The organism is Thalassotalea profundi (assembly GCF_014653195.1).
Classification (GTDB): domain Bacteria; phylum Pseudomonadota; class Gammaproteobacteria; order Enterobacterales; family Alteromonadaceae; genus Thalassotalea_B; species Thalassotalea_B profundi.
Window position 1 is genome coordinate 64,875 of sequence record NZ_BNAH01000004.1, and the last position, 13,275, is coordinate 78,149.

The following is a 13,275-nucleotide window of genomic DNA, read 5'->3' on the forward strand; positions in this document are numbered from 1 at the left end:
TATGCTTGAAACGTTTTACTTTGATATAGCACATGCCATCGGTGTTCATGACTGGATAATTGAGCATTCTGGTGGTTTGGCGGGTACAAAAAATATTGGTCAATTAGAAAGCGTACTGGAGCACATTAAAAATGATCTTTATTACCCATCATTTCTGGATAAGCTAAACCACTTGGTGTTTGCTATTAATAAATTTCATGCTTTTAATGATGGCAATAAACGATCAAGTATTGTGCTTGGTTCATATTTCTTAGAGATAAATGGATACGATTATTGTGTGCAAGATTTTGTGATAAAAATGGAAAATATCACTGTATGGTTAGCTGAAAGTAAAATATCAAAAGAGTTACTCATCAAGCTGATTGATTGCATTATTATGGAAGAAGAATATCCAGAAGAATTAATGTTAGCGTTAATTACTGCTGTTGATAGATGAAGTGATACTTAAATACGGATGAGAATGGACGAACTATTAGAAAAATCAGAAGCACTAAACAGCGAGTTTAGCCGTATTTTTGATTATGGTCCTGCAGATGATAGTAAACGCGTTATATCTAGCTGGATAATGTGCTCAGTGGCTTTAGAGCATAGCGTAAGTGTTAGGCAGCTTTGTCTTCATGGTAGCTATACGTCAGCTATCTGTATTTGCCGTTCTCAATTTGAAGCGTTAACACGCGCAACATGGTTATTTTATGCAGCAAGTGATACAAAAATTGAAAATACTTTTGAGGAAGCAAGTAAACTCTCAAATACTGCAGAACAAAAATCAAGTAATGAAGACATGATTAAAGCAATGAAGGGGAAAGCGCCTGAACAAGCTGTATTGATGTTTAAAGAGTTTAGATATGTACAGTGGAAAGCATTAAATTCATACGTTCATGGTGGTATACACGCTTTACAGCGTCATGGTGCTGGTTATCCCGAACAACTAATTATTGATATTGTTAAATCATCAAATGGTTTGTTAAGCATGACAGCGATGATGGCAGCAATATTAACCGGCAATCAAGTTATTGCAAAAGATGTGTCTCAAATCCAGCGTCGACATGAAGAGTGTTTGCCTTCCTTATTAATTTAACTTCTTTGGCTTTAGTGACTACTATTTTTGTTAAAGTCTGTCATTACTTCTTTAAACTCTTCAGAGGTAAATGCTGCTTCCCAATCTTCTAGCCATTCATCGACAGTTTGCACTTCTGGTTGTTTATTTTTAATTAGTGGCTTGTTATTCGGGGTTTCAGTTCGATTATATTTATAACTATCTAAAGTACTTATATCTGCATTAGTAAACTCTTCTATTACTTCCTTCCTTATATACTTATTACCGTGGTTTGAGATACACGTACTTTTATTGGTCGCTAACCCTTTACTGTTAGGCTCTGGAGAGATACTCTTAGCGGTAAGAATTAGTGGTTGGTTAGCGGTTTTTTGGTGAAAGGTAAGAGATTGCTTAGCGGTCAAACTTTCAGTTACTTGAGCATTTTTAGGCTTCTTAAGCTTATTCAATATTTCATGATAGGTAACTTCAAGTAAAGTTAACTTTTTATCTTTAATCCTATCTTTAGAGTCTATTTCTCCAGTAAAAGTTAGTGGTTTTAATTTACTCATACACTCGTAAAACTTTGATAGTGAAGTAGGTAATGGTAAACCAGTAGAAAGCCAAAATTTATAAAAGTTACTTCTTTCACCTACAATAAACTGTTTATTAGGTAAGGGATCTCCTTTTTTACCATATTTACTTTTTCTACTTCTTTTTAGGTTAGCGTTAAAAATAATGTAAGCATTTTTGCGTGAAAGTAAATCAATAAACTGCAGTGTTACACCTGGGCTTTTATTTTGGCCGTAATTCCCCGTGGTGTAGCTGATATACTGTAGTGGAATACAATTTAATAACTTACAAATGTCATTTATCAGTAAAGTTCTATTTTGCTTTAACCAGCATACAGGAACGGGTAAACCACTATTAGGTTGCATGATTAACTTACCTTTGACAATGGATACCTCGTCCCCTCTATTTATTAATTTCACTAATAAACTGGAGCTACTATCAATAGTATTATTAAATTCAGAAGTCATGATCATTTATACAAGTGTAAGCGAGCTTTTAAGAGCTTTGCTCACAGTTCCTTAACCTAGTAAATTATGACGTTGTTCGATTAATTTTTGTACGAGACTTTTTAATTCCTGTTGTGTTTTTCCTGTAGCCATAGCTATTATCACAACAGCTAATTCATGTTTAAAATAACCGACAGAATTTGCGCCAAGGCTTATTCCTGAAGGTAAAAGTCCTTCGTTAATTTTTATGTGAAAATTGCTTTTAGATATACCAAGCATCTTTAATGCTTCAGGTTTACGAATTATTTGTAAATCTTGTGTAGCTAATTGAATTGTAGAGATGTGATGTTCAGTGTGGTTCATGATTCGCCTCAGTTGTTTGTGTTTGGATTAACTGAGAGAAATTTATAGACTTAGTTGTGTAGTTAGTGGCAATTACCAAAAATAATTGGCAATTGCCAAGAATAATTTAGATATCTTTAAGGTAGTTTAATCCTTTACTAATCCTTTCTCGCAAAGCTCTATCCTTTAAACCAGTATCATCATCTGGTAAATATTTTGATAATTCTATAGCAACCTGATTAATTACTGGCTTTTCCGTGTTACCTAATATATTACCTTTTGAATGAGTTAATGCTTTTGTTAAAAGTCCTATTGTTTTATAAAGGTTTTTACGTTCTTTACCGGAAAAGTCAACACAGCCATTTATGTGTGTTAAAGATAAGCCAAATAAAGCAAAATCAGTGCTATATATAAATACATTATGAAGTGTCACCTCTTGATATGACTTTTGATATGAATCAGGTGATGGTGAATAATTTGTACTGTCTTTTGATGATACCGAAATCAACCTATCGCCAATATAGTCACTATTTTCAGTTGAAAATGAAAAAATTTTATACTGATTTTCATTTCTTTCTATTAAATTGAAGTAAAAATTTTCTACTTGATGAGCCCACATTTTCAAGAAAGAGCTATGATAGCTTAGTGTGCATGGATTTGGACTGTTTATTATACGAATATAACCGCAATATCTTATATATGCAGGAATGTTTTTAGATTGAATGGTGTACAGTATGTCTACAGCAGGTATTTTCCAAAGATTAGATAGTTCATCTATTGAATAATATTCTTTCATTCGTAACCTCAACACAAAACCTCAATCAAATAATCAAACCAAAGCGGTGAGGTTACCGCCCGTTCGGGAGCTACCCTAGGCTTGATTAATTAGCATTTTAGCTAGATCATGTTTATTTCACCAGTGCTATTTATCCTTCATTGGCTGTGGTTGGTCAAACTAGTAAGCAATAGCGTTTCCATTGGTGGGCTAACGTAAGCTTAATCAATAGTGCTTAATATTAACATTTGTTATGTTTTGTACAGAATGTATACTTTAACTCTCATAAAAAAGTTTTCTTATTTGTTACACGTAAAAATTGAATTAAGAGGCTGACTAACAACACTACCTAACCTCAACAATTAGATAGCCCACCATTAATTCAAGGTGATCTGTACTTCCGTATTACAGTGCCTAGAATATCGGCCTGAATTGCAAACATACTTAAACGCTATTCATGTTTATTCTGTCTGCACAATACAATGTTCCCCTTTAGCTGTTCGCTTTGATGGCACATAAGCAATATTACCCGTTTTAATGTCGTTAAAATCGCTTAATATTTCTAGTTGGATTGTATTGATAAGATCTAGGTTGTGGTTAGTTGCTTGATAACCCATTATTTACCTATTTTAAATATAAAAGTTAACACTATACTTAAACTGCTTTTAACAGTTTAGTGCCTGATAATGAAAAACTACCCGTTGAACATTTCTCAATATGATCAGACCACCAATCCATCATTTTAGCTCGGCGTTTTAAATAATCAGCTCTGTTATAGGCTCGTCTAACTTCATTACTATCCACATGAGCTAGTGCGGCTTCTATCACGTCAGGATCAAAGCCTTGTTCGTTTAAAGTTGTACTTGCGAGAGCACGTAAACCATGAGCTACCAATTTTCCGTGGTAACCCATTCTTTTTATCGCTGCGTTTGCGGTTGATTCATTCGCATGACTTCTCGGGTTTCTATCTGCTGGGAATATATATTCTCTATGTCCGCTTATAGGTTTAATTGTAGTGAGTAAGTTTAATGCTTGCTTTGTCAAAGGTACGCTGTGAGGGCGTTTTCTCTTCATTGTTTCTGCGGGAATATTCCAAAGCTTTTGCTCAAAATCTATTTCTGACCATCTTGCTTTAACGGCTTCACCTGGTCTTATCATTGTGTGTAATTGCCACTCAATTATGTATCGGGTAACAATCTTTATGCTGGCAATGCTTAAAGCTTGCATGAATTGAGGCAGTTCATCAGGCTTAATAGTTGGCATACTTTTTTTCTTTGGTTTTTCAAAGGCAGCTTTAACGCCAGATAAAGGGTTGGAGTGAATAAGGCCTGTATTAACCGCATAGTTCATTATCTCATTTAGTCGTTGATTGATTCGTTTAACGGTCTCAAGGCTACCCTTTTCGGCAATAGGCTTTACGGTTTTTATTGCTATCGGAGCTGTTATTTCTGAAATAGGGCGTTTACCAATATAAGGAAAAACATGTAGTTCAAGAGAGCGCCAAATATCTTCAGCATAATTTGGTGTTACTGCTGACTTCTTTACTTGAAACCACTTCTTAGCAACATTAAGCAGAGTGTTTTCGATTTTCTCTTTTTGATGATTTGATATACTGTCCCTGTGCTCCATTGGATCGATGTTTTTAGCGAGCAATGTTCTGGCTTCCGCTCGTAATTTTCGAGCATCAGCTAAAGAAATATCAGGGTACTTTCCAAAACCTAAATTTACTCTTTTTTTAGTATATGGCCGAGAATAGTTTAGTAACCAAAGTTTAGATCCATTTGGTTTTATTCTTAACTGTAAACCTTCACCGTCTGATAAGTTGTATTCTTTATCTCTAGCTTTAGCCTGTTTAACTTCAGTATTAGTCAGTGGGGTAGTAATTCTAGCCATGATATTCTCTTTTTAGTAACACCAAATTTAGCAATGTTGCTCAGTGTTACAATTGATGTTACTAAAATTATAGGATTCTATCAAACTGGAAAAGACGCTATAGGTCAGTGTTTATGGATAATTTGTTGATTTTAGACGAAAAAAAAGACGCCGTAAGACGTCTTTAATTTGTTATGTGGTGGAGCGGGGGGGAGTCGAACCCCCGTCCAAAAAACCTACATCCTCGGTACTACATGCTTAGTCGATTATTTATTTAACCAATTAGACGCCAAACGACAGGCTTCGTCATGGTGAGCTTAATACTATTTCGCGGTTCAGCCTTAAGCGTGCTTCCCTCGCTATCCTATTTGGGGTGACCATCTATCCTCTAAACAACAGGACAATTTTCGAGGCGATGGCTAGCCTTAAGCGGCTAGTGCGAACGTTTCGTCGTTTGCAATTATAGTTTTGCGGCTTTTTACGAGGCCAACCGCCCCTCGGCATGCACCTTGGGTTTCGTGAATCTTGTCGAATCCTAGATCCGCCCCGACTAGTCGATTACCCTTGGTATCAAACATTACTAGTAAATATTTATTTATCAGTAATATCGTTATTCTACCTGCTATAGCTAGCTACAACAAGTATTAAGCTATATCTTTTTAGTTTTATACAATGAATGTTAAGCATCGAATATACAGGGTTGATTACTTTGGATTGTTTCAGAAGCAAACTGTTTTAATAATTGCTGTGAAGGCTCATCAATATCAATATTGTCAATATAAGGGAGTAGATCAGCAGGCTCTCCAGTAATAATTTCATAAAAAATATAAGAGGTTAACAATTTACCTAGTAACGATGCATGATTTCCGTCACTGCTGTGTAGCTGAAGTTGAGTATCTATTGCTAAGACGCTGTCCCATGCTAAACCAATAGGAGCAACACATGCTCTTTGAGATGCTGAGATACCCGTATGAATTTGATGCACCCTCATAGCTTCTTCCTTATTATCTTTTCTTGGGTGTTCAGGGAATAAAATTGGGGTGATGTTATTTTCCTTAGCTTTAGCAATCCACAGTTTAGTTGGTGCTGTGGGATAAGTATAACTGCCTGACTCAGAGTATTTTTGGCCTTGTAAAATAACATGTGTCCATGCTTGGTTGTCTAACAAAGTCTCTCTAGTTGACTGAGTATTTGGGTTGTCTAAAAAGCCTCCACCGGCGCTAACCACATTAACGGTTGCAAAAGGAGAACCCACCTTAATAAGGCTTGAGATTAAGCTATCAAGTCCAGAGATATGGCTATTGCCAAATAAAACAACTTCATAAGTATTTGAAAAACGGTTGTCAGGAATAGCTAAATTTGTGCTAGAAATTTCTTCGTTACTTTTGTCTTCCACTGCGATTTTTGTCGCATTGTCTGCACTACCGGAACAACCTGATAGATAAAATAATATAATAAAATAGTAGACTGTGCGCATAAGACTTCCTCGGTTAACATTTAATCTAATTTAATAATTACGCGTAAGTACTTCACCATTGCCTTTCATAAAACAAGTATTGAACTATTTGATATCGATTTTATGACTTTTTTCTAATAGTATACGTCGTAATGTTTGAGTCCGTAGTCTGCCATATTGCTGATTTTATGAAATAAAGGCGCAGTAATGGTTTCATAATGGTTTGATAATGATAGCTAACATATAGGTGATATATGCGTTTTCTCTTTGGTGATATTGTGGTTGACGCAGCTCAGGTAAAGTTAACTAAAAATAATCAACAGTTAGCATGTGAGCCTAGAGTTTTTGAACTTTTAGTGTACTTTTGTAATCATGCCAATAAAGCTATTTCAAGAAATGAATTACTTGAACATGTTTGGGAAGGAAGAGTCGTAAGCGATGCTGCAGTTAATAGGGCGGTTGGTGAATTACGTAAGTTGCTAGAAGTAAATCCATCTTCACCTCAATTGATAAAAACAATTAGCAGAGTGGGTTATTGCTTAGCTGTAACGCCGACTATAGTCACAGATCCGTTACCAAGCAAAGAGCTAATGAAAACAGAATCCATTCATGATTCAAGCTTTGTTTATTCAAAAATTACACGTAGTCAATTAGCTTCAACATGGCTTGGAAAAAGATTTTGGCTATTTTTACTCATAAGCTTAACCTTAGTTGTTTTTACTTTTTACCGTTACCAGCTTGATTTCATAGAAAGTAATGGCGGAACATTTCGATTATTAAGTCAAAAGCCTGTTACTATATCAAAGGGAAGCTCATTCAACCCTTTTTATCATTCTCAAACTGGCACTCTTGTTTTTCTTCATCGCAAAAATGCTAATGCTTATGCGCAAGTTTATATGAGAAAACAGGGTGAGCAAGGAAAGGTCATTTTAAGTGATGATTATTACTATACCGATGTTATTTATACAGGAGATGGTTTTATATATGCTTCTAGATTAAATAATTTGGAACAAAGACTTTGTGAAATTGTAAAGGTTGATCCTGAAACAAAAGAGCAAACACTAATAACAAAGTGTGGTGAAGGCGTTATTACGCAAATTGCGCTAGATGAGTATAAAAACAGATTAATTTACCAATCAAGAGCCAGTATATCTGAGCCTTACTCGTTATACTCTTATTTAATCGACACTGGACGCAAGCAACAGCTTACTCATCCTGCTCAAATAGGCAATAATACCGGAGATTACGCTTTTGCATTGTCACCTAATGGTCACATGCTAGCTGTTATTGAGTACCGTGGTGCAGACGTCGATAAGCTTAAATTATTAGACTTAAATACCCATCAAATAATTGTGAATAAAGCATTTATAAATAATGTTTATGGTTTGGTTTGGAATTTTGATCATCAAGTACTTGGATCAAATGGCGAAGGGTTATTTGAATTTGATATTAAAACACTTAAATTAACAAGCAAAGAACAAAGCGTTCAGTATGGCCGCCTTGCGTTAGGAGATAATCGTCTATCCCTACTGACAGAGCGTAGCCAGCAAACGATTAATATTTATAGTTATTTAAACGATAATACTTCGGTAAAGGCTTTAACTTCGAATAGAGGGGTTAATTTAATGCCAGTGTTTGGTAATAACTCTAACATCATGGCTTTTCGATCTAATAGTACAGGTATTGATCAAATATTTATTCAACCGGAGAATAAGCCCGCTTATATCGCAGAGTTTAATTCGGCTATAGAAAGTATTGGTGCGATGGCGTGGTCTGAGAGTGATGAGCAACTCCTAGCCAGTATTAATAACACTTTATATCTTTACTCTTTGGTTAATAAGCGGTGGACAGCATTAGCAAAAAATTTTAATCAAGTTCATTACGTCACTTTTGTTGAACATTCAATAATGTTTAGTGCGGAGGTTGATGGTCAGTGGAATATATGGAAGCTATCATTACACAATAATGAAGTAAGTCAGATAACCTTTAAAGGTGGTTATAGCGTTCAAGGTAATACTGATACAATTTATATAACAAAGTTTAATCGTAGTGGCTTATATCAGATAGATTTGAAGTTGGGTGTAGAGTCGGTACTTATCGAAAACTTTCCTATTGCTGGGTGGCGACATTGGCAACTACGAGATAATAAAATTTATTATTTAGAGGGTAAAGAATATAAGGTGCTAGATTTAAGTTTGAGCCTTAAGCAAACGTTACATTACTTTGAGGAGCGTAAACCTAGTAGCTGCAATATGAGTTTTCAGCATAAATTTTTTGCGTGTGAAAAAGTAGAATTAAGTAGTAGTAATATTTGGCAAATACAATTATCTGAGGGTAATGAGTACTAAGCTGTAATAAAAAGGCACTTCGCTTTAATGTTAAAAAAGCGTTTAAGCACCTATTTAAATTTGTGTGATAGTAGAAGGTTATTTATCTAAATTTTTGTTTTTCAATAATCGCCCTTTATCAACAGCCCATTCTCTGTCTTTAATATCAGCACGTTTATCGTGATCTTTTTTACCTTTACCTAAATAAAACTCTAATTTTACCCAACAAGCTTTCCAGTACATTGCTGTCGCGATAAGCGAATAGCCATCACGTTCAACAGCGCCAATAAGTTTATCTAATTCTCGGCGGTTAAGTAGTAATTTACGTGGGCGCACAGGATCACATACCACATGACTTGATGCCGCATTAAGGGGCATTATTTCAGCGCCGACAAGAAAAGCTTCGCGGTCTTTAACCATAACGAAACAGTCAGAAATATTAACTTTTCCGCTACGGATGCTTTTTATTTCCCAACCTTGCAAACTCATACCCGCCTCATACTTATCTGATAGCGTGTAGTTATGGCGTGCTTTTTTGTTAAGCGCTATGGTATTGCTGTTTGATTTTTTATTTTTTTGTTTTGCCATTATCGTTCCATATTTAACGGCGTTATTATACGTATATATGCAGTCTTTTAAATGGTTTTTCTTCAGAGAATGTATATATATTTCATTTTTCGTAATCTAATGTGTTTTTGACTTAGTTTTGCTATGATGCTGTCCATTATTAAGGAGAGAAAATGCCTGTTGTAAGTCGTAATGCGTTAGTAATGTATAATGTTGAACAAATGTATCAATTAGTGAATGATGTACTTGCATATCCACAATTTTTACCTGATTGCTCTGATAGCAAAATACTTGAGCAACAATCAGATAAAATGAAAGCCTCATTATTAGTGTCTAAAGGTGGTTTAACTAAATGGTTTACTACTGAAAATACATTAATTGAAAATAAACAAGTGTTACTAAAATTGATTGATGGGCCTTTTAAACGCTTACAAGGTAGTTGGAGCTTTACTCCTTTATCTGAAGATGCGTGTAAAATTAGTTTAGAACTTGATTATGAGTTTTCGAGTAAAGTTTTTGATTTAGCATTTGGGCGAATATTTAACGGTTTGACGAATAATATGGTACAAGCATTTTCTCAACGAGCAAAAGAGGTTTATGGCTAATATGGCTATAAAAACAACAAGTGTTTCATCTGAAAAGCTTGAACAAATACAGGTTGAAGTTGTGTATGGAACACCACAAAAGCAAGAGATTTTAACAATTTCCGTTGATCAAGGAACTACAGTTGAACAAGCGATTGAGGCTTCAGGAATTAAATCAATTTTTGAAGAGATTGATTTGAATATTCATAATGTGGGTATTTGGAATCGTTCGGCAAAATTAACCGATGTGTTAACTGACTTAGATCGTATTGAAATATATCGCCCGTTAATCGCAGATCCTAAAGAAGTTAGAAAGCGCAGAGCAGAGAAAGCAAAACTTGAAGGCAGGGCTGATAAAGTAACCGGCGGTAGAGTAGATCCTCGTAGAGGAAAGTCAGAATAAAATTAATTATGCTCAGGCTTTTTTTTAAGCGGGGCATTTAATAATTGATAGCCGTTTTTGTCAAACTTTAGCCATGAGCCTTGTTCATACCAATCACCTAGTACAATTCGCTTAGCTTGTTTGCCATTAACATTCACATTATGAATGTTTGGACGATGGGTATGTCCATGAATCATTAACAAACTATTATGCTCACTAAGAGAATTTACCACTTCTGAATCAGTAACATCCATAATCTCTTGGGACTTCATAGCAGTCGCAGATGCACTTTTTTTTCGGTAATCTTCGGCTATTTTTCGACGAACGAATAATGGTAGGCTTTTGATCATTGCTTGCCACCACCACGAACGTGATTTTTTTCTAAATTTCTGATAGCCGACATCTTGAGTACATAACGTATCACCATGCATTATGATAATTTTTTGATCATGAAGGTTAATCGTATCTATTTCTGGTAATAAAATCATTCCTGCTTTTTGGGCGTATTTTTTACCTAACAAAAAGTCTCTATTACCATGAATAAAGTAAATGGCAGTACCATTATCGGCTAACTGCTTTAAACCTTGGGCTATTTCTGCAACAAAAGGTGAATCATCGTCGTCGCCAATCCAGTATTCAAATAAATCACCTAATATATACAGAGTCTGCGCGTTCAATGCGTCAGTTTTTAAAAACGATAAAAAACAGGCCGTAATATCAGGCCTGTTCTGTGCTAAATGTAAGTCAGCAATAAAGTATGTTACTGAATTGTTTTTGTTTGCTGTCATTACATGGTTATCATTATTAATCAATCAATGGTATTAGCTTGTTTTACGCTTCAACAAAAGCCGATTCAACTACAATTTCTTCTTTAGGTACATCGTCGTGAAAGCCCATACGGCCAGTATCAACTAATGTCATTTTATCAACAATATCCATTCCTTCTACTACTTCACCAAATACGCAATAGCCCCAACCTTGTACAGATTCGTTTTTAAAGTCTAAAAAGTTATTATCAACTAAGTTGACAAAAAATTGTGCAGATGCTGAATGCGGGTCTTGTGTACGCGCCATTGCTAATGTGCCGCGTTTGTTGCTTAGACCATTATTTGCTTCGTTTTGAATAGTTTCACGAGTATCTTTTTCTTCTAAACCAGAAGAAAAACCTCCACCTTGTACCATAAAGCCTTTAATTACACGATGGAAAATAGTGCCGTTGTAGAAGCCATCTTCAACATATTGTTGGAAGTTTTTAGCAGTAATAGGTGCGTTGTCAAAATCTAAAGCAATTTTTACATCACCTAATGTTGTTTTAAATATAATCATTAATCTATTCTCAAAGTGTTCACATATAAATTTATTGGTGAATTGTAACCTAAAGAGCGAATCTGTAAAGGGAAGTGATGACCCTTAGCAATTGTTACGCTACAATAGTGCCAATTTTTTGTATTAATTTAATTTATTAAGTAAGCTTTTACTCATTTACGTAAAAGACAATTATTAGGAGTCATAAAACCTCATGTTGCAGATCTACAATACCTTAACTCGTAAGAAGGAAGTTTTTACACCGATTAATGAAGGTAAGGTTGGATTGTATGTGTGTGGTTGCACTGTTTATGACTTATGCCATATCGGACATGGCCGTACTTATATCAGCTTTGACAATATTGCACGTTATTTGCGCTTTTCAGGTTATGACGTTAACTATGTCCGCAATATTACTGATGTTGAAGATAAAATTATTCAACGTGCTATAGCAAATAATGAGACCACTGAGCAATTAACTGAACGTACTATTGCTGCAATGCATGAAGATTTTGATGCTCTTAATATTTTGCGTCCTGATATTGAGCCGCGAGTAACTACACATATGGATGAGATCATTAGCATGATCGAAACCTTAATAGCGAAAGAGCATGCATATATAGCAGATAGTGGCGATGTACTTTTTGAAGTGTCAAGCTTTGATGATTATGGCAAGTTAAGCGGGCAAAATTTAGAGCAGTTGCAAGCCGGATCTCGTGCAGAAATTGATGAGACTAAACGAAATCCACTTGATTTTGTTTTATGGAAATTAGCCAAGCCGCAAGAACCAAGCTGGGAATCACCATGGGGTGCTGGTCGTCCAGGATGGCACATTGAATGTTCAGCAATGAATGCAAAAGAATTAGGTGCTCATTTTGATATTCACGGCGGTGGTTCAGATTTACAATTTCCGCATCATGAAAATGAAGTAGCACAAAGTTGTTGTGCGCTTGATACTCCATATGTGAATTATTGGATGCATACAGGCATGGTACAAGTTGACCAAGAAAAAATGTCTAAGTCATTGAATAATTTTTTTACTATTCGTGAGGTGTTAGCTAAATATGATGCGGAAACAACTCGTTTTTTCTTAACGACAGGGCAATATCGTAGTCAGTTAAACTATTCTACTGATAACTTAGAGCAAGCACGTGCGTCACTCGAACGTATTTACACCGCACTTAGAGATATTGATACACCAGTAGATTTTACTTTAGATAAAAGTAACCCTTTTGTTAAAGCATTTTGTGTCGCAATGGATGACGATTTCAATACGCCTCAAGCCTTATCGGTACTTTTTGAGTTAGCTAAACAATTGAATGTGGCTAAAGCTGAAAATAATGAAAGCATGGTTGAATTAGCTGCAACATTAAAAGCTTTAGGTGGTTTACTGGGGTTATTACAACTTGACCCTGCAACCTTTTTACAAGGTGATGTTGATGAAGTGGCTGAAATAGAGGCATTAATAGCGCAACGTAACCAAGCTCGAATCGACAAGAACTGGGCGTTGGCCGATGAAGCTCGAGATAAGCTAAATGCTATGAATATCATTTTAGAAGATAGCGCGGGTAAAACCACGTGGCGTAAAGGATAAATTTAACAAAGTCATTTGA

At 35.4% G+C, this 13,275-nt stretch carries 15 protein-coding genes and 1 other RNA gene; 6 read left to right on the plus strand and 10 right to left on the minus strand.

Annotated elements, in window-relative coordinates:
* The first annotated feature begins 1 nt into the window (after position 1).
* Positions 2-436 carry a type II toxin-antitoxin system death-on-curing family toxin gene (locus IE155_RS05785; protein ID WP_189377231.1) on the plus strand — a complete coding sequence of 145 codons (435 nt, stop codon included), beginning with the start codon at positions 2-4 and terminating at the stop codon, positions 434-436.
* Positions 437-460: 24 nt separating this feature from the next.
* On the plus strand, positions 461-1,078 hold the full coding sequence (locus tag IE155_RS05790) for a DUF6988 family protein (protein ID WP_189377232.1): 618 nt from the start codon (positions 461-463) through the stop codon (positions 1,076-1,078).
* An 11-nt stretch (positions 1,079-1,089) separates the two neighbouring features.
* Here the strand turns inward: IE155_RS05790 and IE155_RS05795 are convergent, their stop codons facing one another.
* From IE155_RS05795 to IE155_RS05825, 7 genes are all read right to left on the minus strand, one after another.
* Positions 1,090-1,971, minus strand: coding sequence for a hypothetical protein (locus IE155_RS05795; RefSeq protein WP_189377234.1), 882 nt, complete (start codon positions 1,969-1,971; stop codon positions 1,090-1,092).
* 153 nt (positions 1,972-2,124) lie between these two features.
* A complete protein-coding gene (locus IE155_RS05800; protein ID WP_189377235.1) occupies positions 2,125-2,415 on the minus strand; it encodes a helix-turn-helix transcriptional regulator in 291 nt (96 codons plus the stop codon).
* Between the two features lie 106 nt (positions 2,416-2,521).
* Complete coding sequence (locus IE155_RS05805) at positions 2,522-3,190, minus strand: hypothetical protein (protein ID WP_189377236.1); 669 nt, start codon at positions 3,188-3,190, stop codon at positions 2,522-2,524.
* A 440-nt stretch (positions 3,191-3,630) separates the two neighbouring features.
* Positions 3,631-3,786: a hypothetical protein gene (locus IE155_RS05810; RefSeq protein WP_189377238.1), complete on the minus strand. Its 156-nt coding sequence runs from the start codon at positions 3,784-3,786 to the stop codon at positions 3,631-3,633.
* A gap of 37 nt (positions 3,787-3,823) precedes the next feature.
* Positions 3,824-5,062, minus strand: a complete 1,239-nt coding sequence (locus tag IE155_RS05815; RefSeq protein ID WP_189377240.1) for an integrase domain-containing protein — start codon at positions 5,060-5,062, stop codon at positions 3,824-3,826.
* A 176-nt stretch (positions 5,063-5,238) separates the two neighbouring features.
* Positions 5,239-5,589: a transfer-messenger RNA gene (gene ssrA, locus IE155_RS05820) on the minus strand.
* Positions 5,590-5,720: 131 nt separating this feature from the next.
* Positions 5,721-6,518 (minus strand): hypothetical protein, encoded by a 798-nt coding sequence (locus IE155_RS05825; RefSeq protein ID WP_189377242.1) that lies wholly within the window; start codon positions 6,516-6,518, stop codon positions 5,721-5,723.
* A gap of 233 nt (positions 6,519-6,751) precedes the next feature.
* Between IE155_RS05825 and IE155_RS05830 the strand changes: the two genes are divergently transcribed.
* Complete coding sequence (locus IE155_RS05830) at positions 6,752-8,845, plus strand: winged helix-turn-helix domain-containing protein (RefSeq protein WP_189377243.1); 2,094 nt, start codon at positions 6,752-6,754, stop codon at positions 8,843-8,845.
* A 78-nt stretch (positions 8,846-8,923) separates the two neighbouring features.
* Here IE155_RS05830 and smpB read toward each other — a convergent pair whose 3' ends face one another.
* A complete protein-coding gene (smpB, locus tag IE155_RS05835; protein ID WP_189377244.1) occupies positions 8,924-9,412 on the minus strand; it encodes an SsrA-binding protein SmpB in 489 nt (162 codons plus the stop codon).
* Between the two features lie 152 nt (positions 9,413-9,564).
* Between smpB and IE155_RS05840 the strand changes: the two genes are divergently transcribed.
* Positions 9,565-9,996 (plus strand): SRPBCC family protein, encoded by a 432-nt coding sequence (locus IE155_RS05840; protein WP_189377246.1) that lies wholly within the window; start codon positions 9,565-9,567, stop codon positions 9,994-9,996.
* Complete coding sequence (locus IE155_RS05845; RefSeq protein WP_229817076.1) at positions 9,989-10,378, plus strand: RnfH family protein; 390 nt, start codon at positions 9,989-9,991, stop codon at positions 10,376-10,378. The genes IE155_RS05840 and IE155_RS05845 overlap by 8 nt, the downstream gene beginning before the upstream one ends.
* Before the next feature lie 2 nt (positions 10,379-10,380).
* Here the strand turns inward: IE155_RS05845 and IE155_RS05850 are convergent, their stop codons facing one another.
* Positions 10,381-11,145, minus strand: coding sequence for a UDP-2,3-diacylglucosamine diphosphatase (locus tag IE155_RS05850; RefSeq protein ID WP_189377248.1), 765 nt, complete (start codon positions 11,143-11,145; stop codon positions 10,381-10,383).
* A gap of 43 nt (positions 11,146-11,188) precedes the next feature.
* On the minus strand, positions 11,189-11,683 hold the full coding sequence (locus IE155_RS05855; protein ID WP_189377249.1) for a peptidylprolyl isomerase: 495 nt from the start codon (positions 11,681-11,683) through the stop codon (positions 11,189-11,191).
* A gap of 193 nt (positions 11,684-11,876) precedes the next feature.
* On the opposite strand from IE155_RS05855, the gene cysS reads away from it, so the two are divergent.
* Positions 11,877-13,256: a cysteine--tRNA ligase gene (cysS, locus tag IE155_RS05860; RefSeq protein WP_189377251.1), complete on the plus strand. Its 1,380-nt coding sequence runs from the start codon at positions 11,877-11,879 to the stop codon at positions 13,254-13,256.
* The last annotated feature ends 19 nt before the right edge of the window (positions 13,257-13,275 follow it).